This window comes from Nocardioides sp. GY 10113 (genome assembly GCF_004919105.1).
Taxonomy (GTDB): Bacteria; Actinomycetota; Actinomycetes; order Propionibacteriales; family Nocardioidaceae; genus Nocardioides.
Map to the genome: position 1 here is coordinate 187397 of NZ_STGK01000003.1, position 19049 is coordinate 206445.

Here is a 19049-nt window from a genome sequence, read left to right on the forward strand (position 1 = left end):
CGTTACCCGACACCTGCCCCAGGAACGAAAGCGGCGCCACCTTCCGGCTGTCTCGCGCACGGGAGGCCGGCGGTGGGACCGGTCGCGGCGCTCGCATCGACACCCCCGGCCGCGCCGCCGATGGGCGTGGCCCGGCCGGCCGGCACTATGCTGTGGCCACCGCGGTCCGCTGCGGTGGGCCCCCGTCGTCTAGCGGCCCAGGACCCCGCCCTTTCACGGCGGTAGCGCCGGTTCGAATCCGGTCGGGGGTGCAAGGTGGTCCTACGGGTCTGATGGCAGCGATGTCGATCAGGCCCGTCTCTGCTTTTCCTGCCGGGCAGACCTGGGTGCGCCAGGTGTCTGGTGCCGGGGTCGTGGTCGTCCGTGCGGAGCGCCCGCTGGGCGGGCATGGGGCACACGGATCGATGCGGGGGTGACCCGTTGCCGCCACCTTCTGCCCGCTGACCAGCGCAAACGAGGACGGCAGGCAGTGCCTCCGTCGCGGGGTACGTCCCCGATTGGGAATCCCCGGCGGCGATGGGTTACGGTTCTACCACCTCGCCGCGAGAGCCGAAAGGCAGAAGCGGCGAAGGAGCGAGGCCCCGTAGCGCAGTTGGTTAGCGCGCCGCCCTGTCACGGCGGAGGCCGCGGGTTCGAGTCCCGTCGGGGTCGCAGAAGGCGAAGGCCCTCCCAAGTCTGGGAGGGCCTTCGTGCGTTGGCGGGCACGCTGTTGGTGGTCGTGTGCCTGACACCCCCGCATACGGCGTTCTCAGGCACACGACTCGGGTCGGTCCAGCAGCGCCACGCAGCGCAGCGGCGTCGCCCTAGAGCCGGCTGCCGATCCACCACCCGAGGCTCACCGCCGCGAGTCCCACGACCAGCGACGCCCCGACGTACCACGCCGCGGTCCGCCAGCGACCGTCCTCGACCAGTCGCACGGCCTCGAACCCGAAGGTCGAGAACGTGGTCAGCGCGCCGCAGAACCCGGTGCCGGCGGCGCTGCCCAACCAGGTCGCGGGGGCGAGGCCGGCCAGCAGGCCGAGGAGCAGGGAGCCGGCGACGTTCACCGCGAACGTGCCCCACGGGTAGGGCCCGCGGGCGCGGGAGCGGACCACCAGGTCGATCGCATAGCGGCTGGGTGCGCCGATCGCGCCGCCGAGCAGCACCATCAGCGCCGTCACTGCGCCGGCTCCTCGACTAGGCGACGGCGCCCGGTGACGGCCCACCGGGTCGTGACCAGGCCGAGCACGACCGCGGCGGTGCCGCCGGCGACGTGCAGCGTCAGCGTGGCCACCGCCAGCGGGAACCTGCCGTCGGCCAGGAAGTCGTGCAGCTCGAGCATCGCGGTCGAGAAGGTGGTGAAGCCGCCCAGCACGCCGACGCCGAAGAACGGGCGTCGGAACCGCGAGTGCGGCGCGCGCTCCAGCAGCAGCTCCATCAGCACCGCGAGCAGGAAGCAGCCGGCGATGTTGGCCGCGACGGTGCCCCAGTGGACGTGCTCGGCGGGCAGCGCCTCGGCCAGGCCCCAGCGGGCGAGCGCCCCCAGCGCACCGCCGAGCGCGATCAGTGGCAGCAGCGAGAGGTCGCGGCGCAGCAGGTCGGCGATCGGGAGCACCGGTGCTGGCGTTGCGCCGGCGCCGGGCTCCTCGTCGGGCGGGCTGATCGGGTCGACGTCGGGATCGACCGGAAGGTCGGTGAACGGATGCGGGTGACCGTGGGCGGCCGCGGCGTCGTCGGGCTCGTGTGTCATCGGGGGCAGACTCCTCCTACCTCGGTCGCAGGTAGGGACTGTTGGCGCGGCGCCGCGCGGTTGTCGGCGAGCCCCACCGCCGTCGCCGGGAGTGTACCCAGCGGACCGTGCGCGGTGGGGACGATGCGGACCGGGCGCCGGGACGAGGCGCGGCCTCCCGGAGCCCGGCACAATGGGCGTCGTGCCGGTACAGGTGGACCCCGAACGCTTCGACGAGCTCGTGGACGCCGCGCTGGACCAGATCCCCGAGGAGCTGGCCCGGCTGGTGACCAACGTCGTGGTGCTGGTCGAGGAGGAGCCGCCGGAGGGGGAGCCGGCGGACCTGCTCGGCCTGTACGACGGGATCGCGCTGACCGAGCGCGACTCCGGCGTGCTGCCGGGACTGCCGGACAGGATCTTCCTGTTCCGCGGACCGCTCCTCGACATGTGCGAGGACGAGGAGGACCTCGCCGAGGAGATCCGGATCACCGTGGTCCACGAGGTCGCGCACCACTTCGGCATCGACGACGAGCGGCTGCACGCCCTCGGCTACGGCTGAGTCTGCTGGGCCCAGGGCACCGGGGTCGCGCCGGCGGCCTGCCGACGGAACTCGCCGAGGAACCAGATCTGGAACGCCCGCTGGTCGCTCGTACGCGGCGCGGTGAGCAGCCGCTGCGCTCGGCTGAAGTCGTCGGAGGCGTCCATCAGGTCGATCAGGCCGCCGATCTGCCGGGCTGTCTCGGGGGCCATCCGCAGCCGCAGGTCGATGGTGGGGTCGCCAGACTCGCGCGCCGCGGCGACCTGTTCGCGGCCCATGTTGGCGCGCAGCGGCGTCTCGAGGGCGTCGAAGTGCTCCGAGAGCACCTTCGCCAGCGGGTAGTCGTCCTGATGGGCCAGCGCCAGCAGGCGGATCTCGCGACGCAGGTCCAGGAAGTGGTCCTGGAAGCGCTCGAAGGCCTCGATCGGGACGCCCTGGACCTGGACCGCGATCTGGTCGGCACGGGTGTCGTCGATGTCGGGCGGCGGTGCGCTGCGGGTCAGCTGGTAGTCCGCCCCCGCCTCCTCGGCGAGCTCGGAGGCGGGTTCGAACCAGACGATCTTGCCGTCCTCCTCGACCTCGGTGCCCCACGCGAGCGAGGCGCGGGCCACGATGTCGAGGCCGCGGCCGACGGTGAGCAGCGAGACGAGCTGTTCGTCGTCCAAGCCGTCGACGAGGTCGTCGAGGACGAGGTGGCCGTGCTCGTGCGTGCCGCCGGGCTGGATCGGCTGCGGCGGGATGACGGAGGCGTCGCGGACCTCGAAGCGCGGGTGCTCGCGGGTGCCGCGGAGTCGGATCACCATCGGCGGCTCACCGTGCAGCACTGCGTTGGTGACCAGCTCGGAGATCGCGAGCTCGGCGCACTCGCAGAGGTCCTCGCGGCCCAGGTCCCGGCAACGCGCAATGGCCCAGCGGCGCGCCTCCTGCGCGCTGCGTGGGCCTGGCTCCAGATTCAGGGCCTGCCGATACGGCACGTGCTGCTACTCCCGTTGTCCTCGGGGATTGGGGAACGTCGGTGTTCCGGTGTGGGCGACTTCCGTCCTCTCGTTGAACTCCTCATCGGCCGGATCGACTGGTCGGCCAGTCCTTACCCATGCCGATACTGGCTCAAACCGCGACTTGTCGCACGCCACACGGCGATGCCGGCGCGTCACTCTCACCACGACCCTGTGATTCAGCAGACGGCCGTCCTGATTGGCCCGTGCGTGCGCCGGTGGGGAGAATGATCACACGAGAGACAACCGAACCACGGTTGCCCCTGTCGGCCGGCATCGGAGCCGCTGCCGGGACGGGGCACCGATGCCCCAGGAGGCGGCACTCATGTCAGCAGAGGAAGCCACCAGCAGCGATCGCGAGCTGGTACGACGGTCCGACCGGCACCAGGTCGTCGTGATCGGCTCCGGCTTCGGAGGCCTGTTCGGGACCGAGGCTCTGAAGCGGTCCGACGTCGACGTGACCATGATCGCGAAGACCAGTCACCACCTGTTCCAGCCGCTGCTCTACCAGGTGGCCACCGGCATCCTCTCCGAGGGCGAGATCGCGCCGCCGACCCGCGAGGTGCTGTCCAGCCAGAAGAACGCCCAGGTGCTGCTCGGTGAGGTCACCGACATCGACCTGACCAACCGCATGATCACCTCCCAGGTGCTCGGCCGCGAGCTGAAGACGCCGTACGACTCGCTGATCGTCGCCGCCGGCGCCGGCCAGTCGTACTTCGGGAACGACCACTTCTCCGAGTACGCGCCCGGCATGAAGAGCATCGACGACGCGCTGGAGCTGCGCGGCCGCATCTTCGGTGCCTTCGAGATGGCCGAGCTCGGTGCCGCCCGCGGCGAGAACGTCGACCACCTGCTGACCTTCGTGGTGGTCGGAGCCGGCCCGACCGGTGTCGAGATGGCCGGCCAGATCGCCGAGCTCGCGCACCGGACGCTGAAGAAGGACTTCCGCGCGATCAACTCCAAGCACGCGCGGGTGATCCTGGTCGACGCCGCGCCGCAGGTGCTGCCGCCGTTCGGCCAGAAGCTCGGCACCTGGACCGAGAAGAAGCTGGAGACCCTCGGCGTCGAGGTCAAGCTCGGCGGCATGGTCACCGACGTCGACGAGCGCGGCCTGGTCCTGAAGTACAAGGACGGCTCGGAGGAGAAGATCCACGCTGTCACCAAGGTGTGGGCCGCCGGCGTGCAGGCGAGCCCGCTGGGCAAGACGCTCAGCGAGCAGACCGGTGCCGCGCTGGACCGCGCCGGCCGGATCTCGGTGAACCCCGACCTGACGCTTCCGGGTCACCCGGAGGTCTTCGTGGTCGGCGACATGATCTCGCTGGACAACCTGCCGGGCGTCGCCCAGGTGGCGATCCAGGGCGCGAAGTACGCCGCCAAGGAGATCGACCGCCGCCTCGAGGGGAAGGCGCCGCAGGGCCCGTTCAAGTACCACGACAAGGGCTCCATGGCCATCGTCAGCCGCTTCGAGGCCGTCGCGATGGTCGGCAAGCTGCGCCTGACCGGCTTCCTGGCGTGGCTGATGTGGCTGATCGTGCACCTCTTCTACATCACCGGCTTCAAGAACCGCGTCACCGCGATCCTGCACTGGTTCATCTCGTTCATCGGCCGCGGCCGGTCCGAGCGGACGATGACCGAGCAGCAGATCTTCGCCCGGATCGCTCTCCAGCGCCTCCAGGGCGGCACCACGGACCTGGTCTCCGAGCCCGGCGAGTACGACGCGGAGGCGGAGCGCCGCCGCCGCGAGGAGCTCGAGGAGCGTGCCGCCGAGGAGGCGCACCTCTCCGACGACAACCTCAGGGGCGTGCACCTGCCCGGCTGACGCCTCGGGCGCGTCCCACCTGCCGTCGCCGGCCTGCTACTCGTAGTAGGCCGGCGTCGCTGCGTCCGGGCCGCGCTTCTCGATCAGCTCCCGCGCCCAGCGGGGCAGGATGAAGACGCCCTCGGCCTCGGCGGTGATGCCGTCGGGGCCGACGATGTGGCCCTTCGCCCAGGTCTTGATCCCTTCGCTGCGGTCGATCCATGCCTCGGCGCGCAGTGGGCCGAGCGGGGTGCCCTGGCGGTAGACGATGGTCAGCGTCCCGGTCATGCCGGGTCGCCCGCCCGATCCGGCGGCCTGGCCGAGCATCTGGTCGAGGATCAGCGAGACCACGCCGCCGTGGACGAGGCCGGGAGGGCCCTCGTAGACCGCACCGAGGTCGAAGTCGGCGGAGATCCGCCCCTCGCTGCGCTCGCCCTCGCGGACCGGGTCCAGGGGTGGCGCGATCGGGTTCCGCAGCCCGATCACGGCGTTGCCCCACGGGCGTCCCTGCCCGTCGGGGCGGTAGCGCACGCCGTACGACCCGGGCAGCTGGTCGGCCGCGAGTCGTGCGGTGACCTCCTGGATCCGTGCGGTCGCCTCGCGCGCGGTCGCGGCGTCGACCGTGGAGCGGAGGGCCGCGTCGGCGAGCTCCCGGACGGCCTGCGCCAGTGGACCGAACGCCGCCGCCTCCGCGGCGACCTCCGCGTCGGTGGCCTCGTCCGGCTGGAACGGCTTCATCCCCTTCATGGACGAATACTAGAACGGGTTCTACTTCTGCTCCGCTCGAAATCGGTTGGTGGGCACCTCGCCCGGTCTGCTGGGATGGCTCCATGACCGCGCTCGTTGCCCCCGATCCCTCCCGCTGGCGCGAGTGGGCGGCCATGCTCGAGGACTTCGGCGGCGTCGACGAGATGCACGGGTCCGGGCACTGGTTCCTCGACGGCGATCCGGAGCCGACCGAAGCCGGCTGCGCGACCTTCGTCGAGGTGCTCCGTGCGATGGCGCCAGCCGCGGCGGACGGCAGTCGGGTGGCGTCGACCTTCTACTGGATCGCCGAGGGTGACGGGGTGCCGGGGGAGGAGCTGGTCGGCTTCCTCAACACCCGGCACGAGCTCAACGAGTTCCTGCTCGAGCAGGGCGGGCACATCGGCTACTCGGTGCGGCCCTCCCGGCGTGGTGAGGGCCATGCGGGACGTGCGCTGGACCGTGCCCTCACGGAGGCCGCCGTGCTCGGCCTGCGGCGGGTGCTGGTCACCTGCGACGACGACAACGAGCCGTCGGCGCGCACCATCGAGCGCAACGGCGGCGTGCTGGAGGACGTGCGCGGCGACAAGCGGCGCTACTGGATCAGCGTCGGGTGAACGCCGCCCGCCGGTGCCCGTCGCGCAGCGCCGGGCGGAGCCGGTGGAGCGTGTCGGTGAACCAGACCGGGTCCACCATGCCCGCGGTGACGGTGAAGACCGGCTCGCCCGGAGGCTGGATGAGCACCTTCCAGCCGCGCCGCTCGGGTCGGCCGACGACCTGGACCGGCGTGTACGGGTTGGCCAGGTCGATCACCCGCTTGCGGCCGTTCTGGTGCACGACGAGCTGGCCGTCCCGGATGGCGAGCTCCGTGGGCGGTGCTCCGGCCCGAGCCGCCCACACGGTGAGGGCGATCAGGACGAGGGCTACCGAGAGCACCACCCGCGGGGTGGTGGGCTCGGCGGCCGCGACGTAGGTGGCGGTGGCTGCGGCGCCGAAGGTGACCAGCAGCAGCGCGCCGGTGACCCAGCGGGAGGCGACCTTCGGGGTGAAGGTGACGTCGGCCGTCGACCCGCGCTGCGGGCGCACGTAGACCTCCCTGGGCGGACCGACCGGGCGGGGCGGTGGGGTCACGGGAACCGGCCGCGCGACAGCCGCGGGCGCGGGCGCGGGCGCGGGCGCGGGCGCGACGGTGACCGGTGCGGCCGCCGCTCGCGGCGGAGTCCATGTCGGCTGCTCGGAGCCCTGGCCGATGATCGGGTCGGTGAGGGGATCCGACAGCGGGTCGGTCAACGGGTCGCCGAGCGGGTCGCTGAGCGGGTCCGTCAGTGGGTCCGCCAGTGGGTCCGCGAGTGGGTCCGCCAGTGGGTCGACGATGTCGTCCGGCTCGTCGGGGGCGACGGTGAACGCCGGATCGGTCAGCGGGTCCGGCGTCGCCCGATCCGCGGTCTCCTCCAGGTGCGGCAGGTCCTCGACGTCCTCGCGGTAGCTGGCACGCTTCGCCAGCCACGACTTGATCGCGTCAGTGTCCTTGCCGAACTCGCCACCCATCCCCATGACGAAATCCCATCCTTTCCCCCGCCCGCCATGCTAGACCCGCCACCCGTGACCTGCGGAAGTTCGCCAGATTCGCCGCGTGGCGTCACTCATGCGGCTGGCCGTGGGGGGCGGCGGTAGGTTGGGGCGGGACGGGCCGCGGATCCAGCCGCGCGGCCGTACGACGGGGAGCCGGGAGGTGTCGGTGCCGCAGACCGAGGAGCGGCCGAGTGGGCTGCGTCCCACCCGGCAACGGCGCGCGATCACCGACGCCCTGGAGCGCGCGGCCGACTTCCAGAGCGCCCAGGACATCCACGACGCCCTGCGCCACGCGGGCGAGAAGGTCGGGCTCGCCACCGTCTACCGAACGCTGCAGGCGATGGCGGACTCCGGCGAGGTCGACGTCCTGCAGAGCGTTGCCGGCGAGGCGACGTACCGGCGCTGCAGCCCCGACCACCATCACCACCTGGTCTGCCGGGAGTGCGGCCGGACCGTCGAGATCTCGGCGCCCGCCGTCGAGCGGTGGGCGCGCAGCGTCGCCGCCGATCACGACTTCGCCGAGGTGAGCCACACCATCGAGCTGGTCGGCACCTGCGCGAGCTGCAGTCGTACGTCGACCGACCGGTAGGCCCCGTGGGACTCGAACCCACAACCCGCGGATTAAAAGTCCGATGCTCTGCCAATTGAGCTAGGGGCCCGTGGGATCAGGAGATTCATCGGGAGAACCCTCGGGATGACTCCCGTGTCGTTCGCCGACCGGCCTGATCCGACGGGGGCCACCCTACGGGAGGAGTCGTGCGCCCCGCCGCCCGGCCGCTCGACCGCCCGGCGGCGCGCCGCTGCCCGAGGGGCGGAGCCGCTGGTGACCCGTACGCCGCGCGCGGTGACCTGCCGCCCGCGCGGTCGGAGCCGGGCCCGGACGACGACGCCCCGTGTCCGCATCGCTGCGGCCACGGGGCGTCGTGCTAGGTGCTGGTGGAGCGGATCAGCTGATCGCGGACCTGCGTCCTGCGGAGTTCCGGAAGGAGACTCCGAAGAGTCCGACACCGGCAGCGATCAGGATGACGCCGAGCGCTGCGGCCGGGATCGTCCAGGCGGGCGATCCTGTCGCCGGGAGGCTCGTCGGCGGGCTGCTGGTCGGCGTGCTCGGCGTGCAGGTCGGGCACGGGTAGCTGCTCGTCGGCGAGGTGACCGGGGTGGTCGGCGTCGCGGGGGTGGTCGGCGTCGTCGGCGGGGTGGTCGACTCGGTCGGCGCGGTCGAGGTCGGCGGGGTCGGGCCAGCCGGGGTGGTCGGCGTGGTGGTCGACTCGGTCGGCGTGGTCGACGGCGGCGGGGTCGGGCCACCGGGGGTGGTCGGCGTCGTCGAGCAGTACAGGCACGGCGAGGTCGTGGTGGTCGTCGGCGTGGTCGACGGCGGCGGCGTCGGGCCACCGGGCGTGGTCGGCGTGGTGGTCGACTCGGTCGGCGTGGTCGACGGCGGCGGGGTCGGGCCACCGGGGGTGGTCGGCGTCGTCGAGCAGTACAGGCACGGCGAGGTCGTGGTGGTCGTCGGCGTGGTCGACGGCGGCGGCGTCGGGCCACCGGGCGTGGTCGGCGTGGTGGTCGACTCGGTCGGCGTGGTCGACGGCGGCGGGGTCGGGCCACCGGGGGTGGTCGGCGTCGTCGAGCAGTACAGGCACGGCGAGGTCGTGGTGGTCGTCGGCGGGGTCGACGGCGGCGGCGTCGGGCCACCGGGCGTGGTCGGCGTGGTGGTCGACTCGGTCGGCGTGGTCGACGGCGGCGGGGTCGGGCCACCGGGGGTGGTCGGCGTCGTCGAGCAGTACAGGCACGGCGAGGTCGTGGTGGTCGTCGGCGGCGGCGTCGGGCCGGCCGGAGTGGTCGCCGTCGTGGGCGTCGTGGACGGCGGCAGCGACGGCGGGGTGCCGACGGTCGCCGTGGGAGGCGTGTCGCACGAGTCGTCGTACAGGTCGCACGTCTTCGATGTCTTCGTCGTGGTCTCGGGGTCCGCTTGCGCGGGCGAGGCCACGGTGCCGCAGAGGAACCACAAGGCGACACCCATGGCCATCAGGAGCGCGGCGACTCCCCTGACCTTACGAGGGGTCGTGAACTTCTCAGACCTGGAACGCACCATGTACAGCAGTGTTGCGCAGGTGACTGGCGTTGCGCGCTACGCAAAATTGGTGAAAGCGGCGAGTGGTCGGGCTGGCGTTCGAGGAGATGGTCGAGGTCGCCCGCGGCACTGCTCACGCCTGGCGGAGCTGTCGGAGGAAGGCTAGCGCGTCGTTGCGCGCAGCGCGCGCCGGCGATCGGTTTGCATTCGTGTCACGGCTTCGACGCGCAACCTTCACGCTTCTGGGCGAGATCCCTGCGAACTGCCCCTCGCGAACGGGTCGGTGATTGGTACTGTCCATGCTGCAACAGATGCAAGGTCTGAGGTTAGACGCCTGCGGAGCTTGTTGGCCGACGGCGTTTCTGGTTAGTGGTTCCACCAATCACGGTTCCGGAACGACGTGTCACGCATCTGGTGCGGGCCGCCGAAGTGGCGGCTCCCGCCCCGACACTAGGAGTAACGAGCACATGGCTCAGGGCACCGTGAAGTGGTTCAGCGCCGAGAAGGGCTTCGGCTTCATCGAGCAGGAGGGTGGCGGCGACGACGTCTTCGTCCACTACTCGGCGATCCAGACCCAGGGCTACAAGTCCCTGGAGGACAACCAGAAGGTCGAGTTCGACGTCACCCAGGGTCCGAAGGGCCCGCAGGCGGAGAACGTTCGTCCCCTCTGAACCGGGACTGACTTGTCGAACCCCGCCGGAGCGATCCGGCGGGGTTCGCGCTTTTTCGGCTTTCTTCTCGTTTCTCCCGGTTTCGGTCGGCGAACTGGGGGCACTATGGAAACGGCGTCGGATCCGGGCCGCGCCGATACGCGCTGAGTCGAACCCTTCGCCCGGCGGGAGGTGGGAAGGTCGTGGCGGACCCGTTCGATGTGAAGCTCGAGGATGACGACCTGATGATCGAGGTCGAGTTGACGACGAACCTGATCATCGCTGCGACCGCGTCCGAGGAGCGCCTTCCGCCTGAGGAGATCGACCGGATCCTCGGCGTCGTGCCGCACGCTGACTGACGCGTTCCCTCCGAGCACCCCACCCGCCTCCCGGCCCTCCACCGTGCGGGGAGCGGGCCGGAGCTGTGCAGCGGTCTCGCGTCCCATCCTCGAGCAGGACTGGCGCTTATACCCCCTAGGGGTATGATGTGGGTATGGATGAAGCCCTTGCCGCCGCCGAGGCGGAGCAGTCCCACCGGCACGGCTACCTCCACCACAAGGAGGACTACGTCAAGCGCCTGCGCCGGATCGAGGGCCAGGCGCGCGGCCTGCAGCGGATGGTCGACGAGGAGAAGTACTGCATCGACATCCTCACCCAGGTCTCCGCGATGACCAGCGCGCTGCACGCCTTCTCGCTGGCCCTGCTGGAGGAGCACATGGCCCACTGCCTCGTCGACGCTGCCGCCGCGGGCGGACCCGAGGCCGACGAGAAGGTCGCCGAGGCGATGGCCGCCATCCGGCGCCTCGTCCGCTCCTAGCCAGCGCGGCCCGCGCCGCCGCGCGGGCCGCACCACCCGATCCTGAGGGAGGAAACCGATGAGCACCACGAGCACCTGGACCGTCACCGGCATGACCTGCGAGCACTGTGTCGCCTCGGTCACGGAGGAGATCGAGGAGATCGCCGGCGTCGAGGACGTCGAGGTGGACCTGCCGACCGGCGCGGTCACGGTGACCAGCGCCGCGCCGCTCGACGCAGCCGCGGTCGCGGCCGCCGTCGAGGAGGCCGGCTACGCCCTCGCCTGACGGAGCGCCATGAGCACCAGGACGAGCACCGATACGAGCGCCGAGAACGTCGGCGCCCAGCCCGGCGCCGAGTCAGACCAGCTCGACGTCGACCTGGACCTGACCGGGATGACCTGCGCCTCGTGCGCGAACCGGATCGAGCGCAAGCTCAACAAGCTCGACGGCGTGATCGCCACGGTGAACTACGCGACCGAGCGGGCGCGGGTCACCCACGACCCGAGCGTGGACGTGCCGCGGCTGATCGCGACCGTCGAGGCTGCCGGGTACGGCGCCACCGTGCACCGGCCCGAGCCCGAGCCGGAGCCGGCGCATCCCCCCGACGGCGGTACGGCGGACGCCGCCGAGCCGCCGGCCGACCGGGACCCCGAGCTCGAGGCGCTGCGGACCCGGCTGATCTGGTCGGCCGTGCTCGCCGTACCGGTGATCGTGCTGGCGATGGTGCCCGCCTGGCAGTTCCAGTACTGGCAGTGGGCGTCGCTGACGCTGGCGGCACCGGTCGCCACCTGGGGCGCCTGGCCCTTCCACCGCGCCGCGTGGATCAACCTGCGTCACGGAGCCACCACGATGGACACGCTCGTCTCGGTGGGCGTGCTGGCGGCGTTCGGCTGGTCCCTGGTCGCCCTGTTCCTCGGCGACGCCGGGATGCCGGGGATGACCCACGGCTTCGACCTGTTCGCCGGATGGGGCGAGGCGCCGACCTCCGGGCTCGACAACATCTACCTGGAGACCGCGGCCGGCGTCACCACGTTCCTGCTGGCCGGCCGGTACTTCGAGAAGCGCTCCAAGCGCCAGGCCGGCGCCGCGCTGCGCGCGCTGGCCACCGCCGGCACCGCCGAGGTCGTCGTCCTCCCGGACGGGCCCGACGGCCCCGAGCGGCGGCTGCCGTTGAACCGGGTGCGCGTCGGCGACCTGTTCGTCGTGCGACCGGGTGAGCGGGTCGCCACCGACGGCACGGTCGTCACCGGCGAGTCCGCCATCGACCAGTCCCTGATGACCGGCGAGTCCCTCCCGGTCGAGACCGGACCCGGCGACGAGGTCGTCGGCGGCGCGGTCAACACGACCGGCCGACTGGTCGTGCGCGCCCGTCGGGTCGGGGCGGACACCCAGGTCGCGCAGATGGCGCGCCTGGTCGAGGAGGCGCAGGCCGGCAAGGCCGCGGCGCAGCGTCTGGCGGACCGGATCTCCGCCTTCTTCGTGCCGGCGGTGATCGTCCTCTCGGCGGCCACCCTCGCCTTCTGGCTGCTCGCGGGTGCCGGCGCCGCGGTCGCGTTCACCGCCGCCGTCGCGGTGCTGATCATCGCCTGCCCGTGCGCGCTCGGGCTGGCCACGCCGACCGCCCTGATGGTCGGCACCGGCCGGGGCGCCCAGCTCGGCATCCTGATCCGTGGCCCCGAGGTGCTGGAGGCCACCCGCGCGGTCGACACCGTGGTGCTGGACAAGACCGGCACCGTCACCACCGGCCGGATGCGCCTGGTCGGGGTGGTCGCCGACGGCGCCCCCGAGGAGGAGGTACGCCGACGGGCGGCCGCCCTGGAGTCGGGCTCCGAGCACCCGATCGCCCGCGCCGTCGTGGCGGGCTGGGACGGCCCCCGGGAGCAGGTCGAGGCGTTCGCGGCGCTGGCCGGGCTCGGGGTGAGCGGCACCGTGGACGGCGTCGCCGCCGTACTCGGCCGGCCGTCGCTGCTGGCCGAGCGGGGGATGCCGCTGACGCCGGCGCTCGACGCGGCGGTGGAGGAGGCCGAGGCCCGCGGGGCGACCGCGGTCGCCGTCGGCTGGGACGGTGCGACGCGCGGCGTGCTGGTGGTGGCCGACACGGTCAAGGAGGGCGCGGCGGAGGCGGTCGCGGCCCTGCACGACCTCGGCCTCTCCCCGGTGCTGCTGACCGGCGACAACGAGCGCGCCGCCCGCGCCGTGGCCGCCGAGGTCGGCATCGACGACGTCGTCGCCGGGGTGCTGCCGGAGGGCAAGGTGGCGCACGTCCGTTCTCTGCAGGAGAAGGGCCGGGTGGTGGCGATGGTCGGTGACGGGATCAACGACGCCCCCGCCTTGGCCACCGCGGACCTGGGGATCGCGATGGGCACCGGCACCGACGTGGCGCGTGAGGCCAGCGACCTGACGATCGTCTCCGGAGACCTGCGCGTCGCCGCGGACGGCGTACGGCTGGCCAGGCGGACGCTGGCCACGATCCGCGGCAACCTCTTCTGGGCGTTCGCCTACAACGTGGCCGCCCTGCCGCTGGCCGCCGCGGGACTGTTGAGCCCGATGATCGCCGGTGCCGCGATGGCGCTGTCCAGCGTGTTCGTGGTCAGCAACTCGCTGCGGCTGCGGCGCTTCCGCTGAGCCGCCGGCGCCTGCGACGGCCCCCTGCCGGGTGCCGGCCAGCGCTCAGCAGGTCGCGAACAGCACCGGCCCGCTCGCCATGTCCGAGAGCACGAACGTGCCCGGCCGCGGGGAGAGGCCGAGGGTGACCACGCGCCCGTCGGCGGTGGCCTCGTCCAGTGCGAACCGGTCGGGGAAGGAGCCGCCCTGCCCCGGGGCCTGGCCGGAGGCGAGCGCCGAGCGGCTGTCGGCGTCGGCCCGCGCCGCCTCCTCCGACTCCAACGCCATCGTCACCCGGACGCTGCCGCCCGGCTGGGTGCCGATGGCGTAGGCGTCCAACGGGTGCACGCCGCCGGCGGCCTCGATCAGCCGGGCGCCGTCGGCCTGGTCGGCAGCGTCGGCCTGGTTCAGGGCGAGCCCGACGCAGGCGTAGTCGCCGCTGTAGACGGCGGCGGCGACCACCTCGCCGAGCGCCTCGACCGCCGCGTCGATCCCGCCGGCGGAGCCGTCCGCCGAGCTGGACCCCGAGGCGGGCTCGGCGACCGCGCCCCGGAGCTCCTCGCCGGGCGAGAGCGGTGCGCGCTGGTCGCTGGAGGCGAGCACGCGGTGCTCGTCGTCGATGCGGAGGTAGGCGAGCTCGGGGGTGAGGGAGCCGATCGTCGGGAGCAGCTCGGGGCCGCCGTCCCAGACCCCGTCACCGGTGTCGGGCGCCCGGTAGCCGAGGCGGCCGAGCCGCGCCCGCAGCTCGTCGAGGTCGAGGTCGTCGGGGAGCCCCATCAGGACGACGGCGCCGCGGCGGCTCTGCGCGTAGAGCTCCCACTCCAGCGACGCGGGCGAGAGGCGGTACCTCTCCTGCAGGACGGGGGCGGAGGAGATCAGCGCCGACATCGCGCTGAGGTCCGCGTCGAAGGCGGCGCCGAGGAAGGCGTCGAGGTCGTCGGCGGAGCTCGATCCCGACACGGTGGCGTCGAGCTCGGAGCGCACCGCGGCCCAGTCGGTCCAGGTGAGCCGGACCGCGTCGGCCGGCGCCAGCTCCATCGCCGCCGAGAGTCGCGACGGGGGCTCGGCGAGCACCCGTCGGGCGACCAGCACGCCGGTCCCGGCGAGCGCCGCGACCACCGCCGTCGCCAGCGCGATCACCAGCCAGCGGCGTCGGCTGGAGGGTCGGCTGGGGCGGGACATCGGTGCAGGCTCCTGTCGTTCACGCGGAGGTGTGAGACTAGCGTCGTGCCCAGCCCGCGACCGACCAAGGACGACGCGACGCGCAGGCCGATCACCGCGGCCGGGGTGGTGACGTTCCGGCCCGGCCGGGAGGTGCTGCTGGTGCACCGCCCCAAGTACGACGACTGGTCGTTCCCCAAGGGCAAGCTGGAGCGGTGGGAGCACCCCACCGCGGCGGCCGTGCGCGAGGTGGCGGAGGAGACCGGCGTGCACGTGCGGCTCGGGCCGCCGCTGGCCGACCAGCACTACCCGGTCAACGACCGCCCCAAGACGGTCCACTACTGGACCGGGCGGGTCGTGGGCGGGTCGGACCCGCGCGACTTCCGGCCGAACGCCGAGATCGACGCGGCGCGCTGGGTGCCGGCGACGAAGGCGGCCACGATGCTCACCCACGCTCGGGACCGGGACACGCTGGCCGAGGCGCTCGGGCTGCGGCCGAAGACCCGCGCCCTGGTGGTGCTGCGGCACGCCGCGGCGCGGTCCCGGTCGCGCTGGCACGAGGAGGACACCCGGCGGCCGCTGCTGGCCGACGGGGAGCAGCACGCGCGCCGGCTGGTGCCGCTGCTCGCCGCCTACGACGTGCGCCGCCTCGTCTCCTCCAGCAGCACCCGCTGCCTGCAGACGGTCGCGCCGTACGCCGAGGCGACCGGCCGGGACCTGGAGCCGCGGCGGAGGCTGAGCGAGGAGCGGGCGAGCGCGGACGGCGTCGCGGCGGTGATGGCCGACCTGCTGGCGGACCGCGGCGGCGTCGTGGTCTGCACGCACCGTCCGGTGCTGCCGTTGGTCCTCGATGCGGTGGGGCTCAACGGGACCCACCGGGGTGGCCCGCTGGCGCCCGGGGAGATGCTCGTCGTCCACCTGCGCAAGCAACGGCTGGTGGCCGTGGAGCGCCACCTGGTGTGAGCCGGGTCGCGTTCATCGCGACGCCGGTGTGACCCGGGCGACGACCGTCGCCGACTGCTCCGTCGCTGTTCACGTTCCGTTCAGTTCGGCTGGCCATTTGCGTTACCGACGGTGCCTACGTTCTGGTCGTCCACTGAAACAACGGGGGGTAGAGAGTCGAGCCCCCGGCTCCCGAGAGGCAGATCTCTTGAACGTCACCCACCTTCGGCGCGCGGTGGTTCCCGGCCTCGCCGCTCTGGCCCTCGTGCTGACCGCCTGCGGTAGCGACGACAGCGACGGCTCCGGTTCGGACTCCGCCGACACCGCCTCGCTCTCCGGCACCCTCGCGGCCGGTGGCTCCTCGGCCCAGCAGGCCGCCCAGGAGGCGTGGATCGCCGGCTTCACCGCCGTGGCGCCCGACGTCACCGTCACCTACGACGCGATCGGCTCCGGCGGCGGTCGCGAGAACTTCATCTCCGGCGCGTTCCCGTTCGCGGGCTCCGACGCCTACCTGACCGACGACGAGGGCGAGCTCTCCGCCGCCACCGAGCGGTGCGGCGGCGAGGCCCCGATCGAGGTCCCCGACTACATCAGCCCGATCGCGCTGGTCTACAACATCGAGGGCGTCGACGAGCTCAACCTGTCGGCCGACACGATCGCGGGCATCTTCGCCGGCAAGATCACCAAGTGGAACGACAAGGCGATCGCCGCCGACAACCCGAACGCGAAGCTGCCGAGCGCGCCGATCGACGCGGTCCACCGCTCGGACGAGTCCGGCACCACCGAGAACTTCACCGACTACCTCGACGCCGTCGCGCCCGACGTGTGGGACGCCGGCGTGATCGAGGTCTGGCCCAAGGAGTACGGCGGCCAGGGCGCGCAGGGCACCTCCGGTGTCATCGACGCGGTCAAGGGCGGCACCAACTCGATCGGCTACGCGGACGCCAGCCAGGCCGGTGAGCTGGGCGTGGCCAACGTCGGCGTCGGCGACGAGTTCGTCGGCCCCACCGCCGAGGCCGCGGCCAAGATCCTCGACGTCTCCTCGCCCGCTGAGGGCGCGACCGACACCGAGCTGATCTTCGACCTCGACCACGAGACCACCGAGTCGGGCACCTACCCGGTCGTGCTGACCTCGTACCTGATCGCGTGCCCGTCGTACACGGGCGACGAGGCCGAGGTGGGCACGCTGGCCAAGGCCTACCTGAACTTCATCGTGAGCGAGGAGGGCCAGCAGTTCGGCGCCGAGGAGGCGGGCTCCGCCCCGCTGAGCGCCGAGCTGGGCGACAAGGTGCGCTCGGTGATCGACAGCATTACCGTCGAGTGATCGACAGTTGAACCCGATGGGGTCCGGGCCACGTACCGGCCCGGACCCCGTCACCACTTCCGGCAGCACCACCATGATTGAGAGAGTTCACCGGTGACGACCACCACCGAACCCCCGGCCCCGGAGGCCGACTCCCAGGCCCGAACCACCCGCGTGGGTGACAGCATCTTCTCGGGCCTGGCGACCGCCGCCGGCCTGCTGATCATGCTGGCGCTCGCGGGTGTGGCGATCTTCCTGATCCTCGAGGGAGCCCCCGCGATCACCGCGTCGGGGGAGTCGCTCTACGGCGAGGACAACATCGTCGTCTACGTGTGGCCGCTGCTGTTCGGCACACTGCTGGCGGCCATCCTGGCGATGATCATCGCCGGGCCGCTGGCGATCGGCATCGCGCTGGTGATCTCCCACTACGCGCCGCGCCGGGTGGCGGTCTACCTCGGCTACCTGATCGACCTGCTGGCCGCGGTGCCCTCGGTCGTCTACGGCCTGTGGGGCCGCGTCGTCCTCGCGCCGGCGGTCCTGCCGGCCTACGTGTGGCTCGGCGACCACCTGGGGTGGCTGCCGTTCTTCGCGCCGCCGGTGACCCACGGCCGTACCATCCTCACCGCCTCCATCGTGCTCGCGGTGATGGCGCTGCCGATCATCACCGCGATCTGCCGCGAGGTCTTCCAGCAGACGCCGCGGATGCACGAGGAGGCGGCGCTGGCGCTGGGCGCCACCCGCTGGGAGATGGTCCGGATGACCGTCTTCCCCTACTCCCGCTCCGGGGTCATCTCGGCCATGATGCTCGGCCTGGGCCGCGCGCTCGGCGAGACCATGGCGGTCGCGATGGTGCTCTCCGCCGGCGGCTTCGTCACGATCAACCTGATCGGCACCGACCAGCCCTCGACCATCGCCGCCAACATCGCGCTGAACTTCGGCAACGCCTCGGGCAGCAAGATCAACACCCTGATCTTCAGCGGCCTGGTGCTCTTCGTGGTCTCCTTCGCGGTCAACTTCGCCGGTCGTTGGATCGCCTCCCGCGGTGAGGTGAAGGCATGAGCGACACCCTGCAGAAGGCCGAGCCGCGGCCCTCCGTGCCGCTGCAGAGCCCCCAGCTGCCGTCGATCGCACCGATCCTGGTCGGCGTCATCGCGCTCGCGCTGGGCGCCCTGGTGAGCCTCACCGCCGGCACCGGTCCGGTCGCGCTCGCGGTCGTCGCGTGGATCGTGTTCGTCCTGGTGCTGACCGGCTGGTCCGGCGCCGTCGAGGGGCGTCGCAAGTCCGTCGACCGCCTCGCCACCACCCTGGTCTGGTCGACCTTCCTGGTCGCGATGGTGCCGCTGGTCGCGGTCACCTGGGAGGTCATCAGCAAGGGGCACGGCGCGATCAGCGCTGGCTTCTTCAGCAACGACATGCTCGGTGTGCTGGGCGAGACCAACCGGCTGACCGGCGAGCCCGGCGGCATCAAGCACGCGCTGGTCGGCACGCTGCTGATCACCCTGACCGCGACCGTGATGTCGGTCCCCGTCGGTGTGATGGCGGCGATCTACCTGGTGGAGTACGGCAAGAAGAACCGCCTCTCGCGGGTGCTGACCTTCCTGGTCGACGTGATGACCGGCATCCCGTCCATCGTCGCCGGCCTGTTCGCCTTCTCGCTGCTGACGCTGACCTTCGGCCCCGCCTACCGCTCCGGCTTCGGCGGCGCGCTGGCGCTCTCGGTGCTGATGGTCCCGATCGTGGTCCGCGCCACCGAGGAGATGCTCAAGCTGGTGCCGGACGAGCTGCGCGAGGCGTCGTACGCGCTGGGTGTGCCGAAGTGGCGCACCATCGTGAAGGTCGTCCTGCCGACCGCCTTCGGCGGCATCGCCACGGGCGTCACGCTCGCCATCGCCCGGGTCGCGGGTGAGACCGCGCCGCTGCTGATCATCGCCGGCAGCACCACGGTGACCAACTGGAACGTCTTCTCCGACCGGATGATGACGCTGCCGGTGTTCATCTACTCCAGCGTGACGCAGGGCGGCAAGTACGCCGAGATCCAGGAGCAGCGCGCCTGGGGCGCCGCCCTCGTCCTGGTCGTGATCGTGATGACCCTCAACCTGATCGCCCGGTTGCTGGGCAAGATCTTCAGCCCCAAGACCGGCCGCTGACCCGGCCTAGAGAAGGAAC

General features: G+C 72.3%; 20 protein-coding genes and 3 tRNA genes. 15 read left to right on the top strand and 8 right to left on the bottom strand.

What is annotated here, in order from left to right:
* The first annotated feature begins 178 nt into the window (after positions 1-178).
* Positions 179-251: transfer RNA gene (locus tag E8D34_RS05265), tRNA-Glu, on the top strand.
* Between the two features lie 326 nt (positions 252-577).
* Positions 578-651, top strand: a tRNA-Asp gene (locus E8D34_RS05270).
* A 152-nt stretch (positions 652-803) separates the two neighbouring features.
* On the opposite strand, the gene crcB is transcribed toward E8D34_RS05270, so the two are convergent.
* The gene (gene crcB, locus E8D34_RS05275) at positions 804-1160 is read right to left on the bottom strand and encodes a fluoride efflux transporter CrcB (RefSeq protein WP_136593552.1); all 357 of its coding nucleotides are present in this window, start codon (positions 1158-1160) and stop codon (positions 804-806) included.
* Entirely contained in the window at positions 1157-1729 is a 573-nt protein-coding gene (locus tag E8D34_RS05280; RefSeq protein ID WP_136593553.1) for a CrcB family protein, read from the bottom strand. The genes crcB and E8D34_RS05280 overlap by 4 nt, the downstream gene beginning before the upstream one ends.
* A 172-nt stretch (positions 1730-1901) precedes the next feature.
* Here E8D34_RS05280 and E8D34_RS05285 point away from each other — a divergent pair, with 172 nt between their 5' ends.
* Positions 1902-2267, top strand: coding sequence for a metallopeptidase family protein (locus E8D34_RS05285; RefSeq protein WP_206056562.1), 366 nt, complete (start codon positions 1902-1904; stop codon positions 2265-2267).
* Here E8D34_RS05285 and E8D34_RS05290 read toward each other — a convergent pair.
* Positions 2258-3220 carry an ATP-binding protein gene (locus tag E8D34_RS05290; protein ID WP_136593555.1) on the bottom strand — a complete coding sequence of 321 codons (963 nt, stop codon included), beginning with the start codon at positions 3218-3220 and terminating at the stop codon, positions 2258-2260. The genes E8D34_RS05285 and E8D34_RS05290 overlap by 10 nt on opposite strands.
* Positions 3221-3566: 346 nt before the next feature.
* On the opposite strand from E8D34_RS05290, the gene E8D34_RS05295 reads away from it, so the two are divergent.
* Positions 3567-5060, top strand: coding sequence for an NAD(P)/FAD-dependent oxidoreductase (locus E8D34_RS05295; protein ID WP_136593556.1), 1494 nt, complete (start codon positions 3567-3569; stop codon positions 5058-5060).
* A 36-nt stretch (positions 5061-5096) separates the two neighbouring features.
* On the opposite strand, the gene E8D34_RS05300 is transcribed toward E8D34_RS05295, so the two are convergent.
* Positions 5097-5786, bottom strand: a complete 690-nt coding sequence (locus E8D34_RS05300; protein WP_240771115.1) for a PaaI family thioesterase — start codon at positions 5784-5786, stop codon at positions 5097-5099.
* 83 nt (positions 5787-5869) lie between these two features.
* Here E8D34_RS05300 and E8D34_RS05305 point away from each other — a divergent pair, with 83 nt between their 5' ends.
* The gene (locus E8D34_RS05305) at positions 5870-6400 is read left to right on the top strand and encodes a GNAT family N-acetyltransferase (protein ID WP_206056563.1); all 531 of its coding nucleotides are present in this window, start codon (positions 5870-5872) and stop codon (positions 6398-6400) included.
* Here the strand turns inward: E8D34_RS05305 and E8D34_RS05310 are convergent.
* Complete coding sequence (locus E8D34_RS05310) at positions 6387-7337, bottom strand: hypothetical protein (protein ID WP_136593557.1); 951 nt, start codon at positions 7335-7337, stop codon at positions 6387-6389. The two genes, E8D34_RS05305 and E8D34_RS05310, sit on opposite strands and share 14 nt — an antisense overlap.
* 79 nt (positions 7338-7416) lie before the next feature.
* Between E8D34_RS05310 and E8D34_RS05315 the strand changes: the two genes are divergently transcribed.
* Entirely contained in the window at positions 7417-7944 is a 528-nt protein-coding gene (locus E8D34_RS05315; protein WP_346763605.1) for a Fur family transcriptional regulator, read from the top strand.
* Here E8D34_RS05315 and E8D34_RS05320 read toward each other — a convergent pair.
* Positions 7942-8014: transfer RNA gene (locus E8D34_RS05320), tRNA-Lys, on the bottom strand. The genes E8D34_RS05315 and E8D34_RS05320 overlap by 3 nt on opposite strands.
* Before the next feature lie 267 nt (positions 8015-8281).
* The gene (locus tag E8D34_RS05325) at positions 8282-9268 is read right to left on the bottom strand and encodes a hypothetical protein (protein ID WP_136593558.1); all 987 of its coding nucleotides are present in this window, start codon (positions 9266-9268) and stop codon (positions 8282-8284) included.
* A 625-nt stretch (positions 9269-9893) separates the two neighbouring features.
* Between E8D34_RS05325 and E8D34_RS05330 the strand changes: the two genes are divergently transcribed.
* From E8D34_RS05330 to E8D34_RS05345, 5 genes are all read left to right on the top strand, one after another.
* On the top strand, positions 9894-10097 hold the full coding sequence (locus tag E8D34_RS05330; RefSeq protein WP_136593559.1) for a cold-shock protein: 204 nt from the start codon (positions 9894-9896) through the stop codon (positions 10095-10097).
* 182 nt (positions 10098-10279) lie between these two features.
* Positions 10280-10435, top strand: a complete 156-nt coding sequence (locus tag E8D34_RS20680; protein WP_168929337.1) for a hypothetical protein — start codon at positions 10280-10282, stop codon at positions 10433-10435.
* 134 nt (positions 10436-10569) lie between these two features.
* Positions 10570-10893, top strand: a complete 324-nt coding sequence (locus E8D34_RS05335; protein ID WP_136593560.1) for a metal-sensitive transcriptional regulator — start codon at positions 10570-10572, stop codon at positions 10891-10893.
* A gap of 58 nt (positions 10894-10951) precedes the next feature.
* Positions 10952-11158, top strand: a complete 207-nt coding sequence (locus E8D34_RS05340; protein ID WP_136593561.1) for a cation transporter — start codon at positions 10952-10954, stop codon at positions 11156-11158.
* Positions 11159-11167: 9 nt separating this feature from the next.
* A complete protein-coding gene (locus E8D34_RS05345) occupies positions 11168-13498 on the top strand; it encodes a heavy metal translocating P-type ATPase (protein ID WP_136593562.1) in 2331 nt (776 codons plus the stop codon).
* 45 nt (positions 13499-13543) lie between these two features.
* Here the strand turns inward: E8D34_RS05345 and E8D34_RS05350 are convergent, their stop codons facing one another.
* Positions 13544-14659 carry a hypothetical protein gene (locus E8D34_RS05350; protein ID WP_136593563.1) on the bottom strand — a complete coding sequence of 372 codons (1116 nt, stop codon included), beginning with the start codon at positions 14657-14659 and terminating at the stop codon, positions 13544-13546.
* Between the two features lie 45 nt (positions 14660-14704).
* On the opposite strand from E8D34_RS05350, the gene E8D34_RS05355 reads away from it, so the two are divergent.
* The 4 genes from E8D34_RS05355 (at position 14705) to pstA (ending at position 19030) form a co-directional block, all read left to right on the top strand.
* Positions 14705-15601, top strand: coding sequence for an NUDIX hydrolase (locus tag E8D34_RS05355; RefSeq protein WP_240771116.1), 897 nt, complete (start codon positions 14705-14707; stop codon positions 15599-15601).
* A 187-nt stretch (positions 15602-15788) separates the two neighbouring features.
* Positions 15789-16904, top strand: coding sequence for a phosphate ABC transporter substrate-binding protein PstS (locus tag E8D34_RS05360; protein ID WP_206056564.1), 1116 nt, complete (start codon positions 15789-15791; stop codon positions 16902-16904).
* Positions 16905-16997: 93 nt separating this feature from the next.
* Entirely contained in the window at positions 16998-17942 is a 945-nt protein-coding gene (gene pstC, locus E8D34_RS05365; RefSeq protein WP_136593565.1) for a phosphate ABC transporter permease subunit PstC, read from the top strand.
* A complete protein-coding gene (gene pstA, locus E8D34_RS05370; protein ID WP_136593566.1) occupies positions 17939-19030 on the top strand; it encodes a phosphate ABC transporter permease PstA in 1092 nt (363 codons plus the stop codon). The genes pstC and pstA overlap by 4 nt, the downstream gene beginning before the upstream one ends.
* The last annotated feature ends 19 nt before the right edge of the window (positions 19031-19049 follow it).

Coding starts and splice junctions, on each gene's coding strand:
- E8D34_RS05280 (WP_136593553.1), bottom strand. CDS start 1,729: ATGACACACGAGCCCGACGACGCCGCGGCCGCCCACGGTCACCCGCAT.
- E8D34_RS05285 (WP_206056562.1), top strand. CDS start 1,902: ATGGGCGTCGTGCCGGTACAGGTGGACCCCGAACGCTTCGACGAGCTC.
- E8D34_RS05295 (WP_136593556.1), top strand. CDS start 3,567: ATGTCAGCAGAGGAAGCCACCAGCAGCGATCGCGAGCTGGTACGACGG.
- E8D34_RS05300 (WP_240771115.1), bottom strand. CDS start 5,786: ATGAAGGGGATGAAGCCGTTCCAGCCGGACGAGGCCACCGACGCGGAG.
- E8D34_RS05305 (WP_206056563.1), top strand. CDS start 5,870: ATGACCGCGCTCGTTGCCCCCGATCCCTCCCGCTGGCGCGAGTGGGCG.
- E8D34_RS05310 (WP_136593557.1), bottom strand. CDS start 7,337: ATGGGGATGGGTGGCGAGTTCGGCAAGGACACTGACGCGATCAAGTCG.
- E8D34_RS05330 (WP_136593559.1), top strand. CDS start 9,894: ATGGCTCAGGGCACCGTGAAGTGGTTCAGCGCCGAGAAGGGCTTCGGC.
- E8D34_RS05335 (WP_136593560.1), top strand. CDS start 10,570: ATGGATGAAGCCCTTGCCGCCGCCGAGGCGGAGCAGTCCCACCGGCAC.
- E8D34_RS05340 (WP_136593561.1), top strand. CDS start 10,952: ATGAGCACCACGAGCACCTGGACCGTCACCGGCATGACCTGCGAGCAC.
- E8D34_RS05345 (WP_136593562.1), top strand. CDS start 11,168: ATGAGCACCAGGACGAGCACCGATACGAGCGCCGAGAACGTCGGCGCC.
- E8D34_RS05350 (WP_136593563.1), bottom strand. CDS start 14,659: ATGTCCCGCCCCAGCCGACCCTCCAGCCGACGCCGCTGGCTGGTGATC.
- pstA (WP_136593566.1), top strand. CDS start 17,939: ATGAGCGACACCCTGCAGAAGGCCGAGCCGCGGCCCTCCGTGCCGCTG.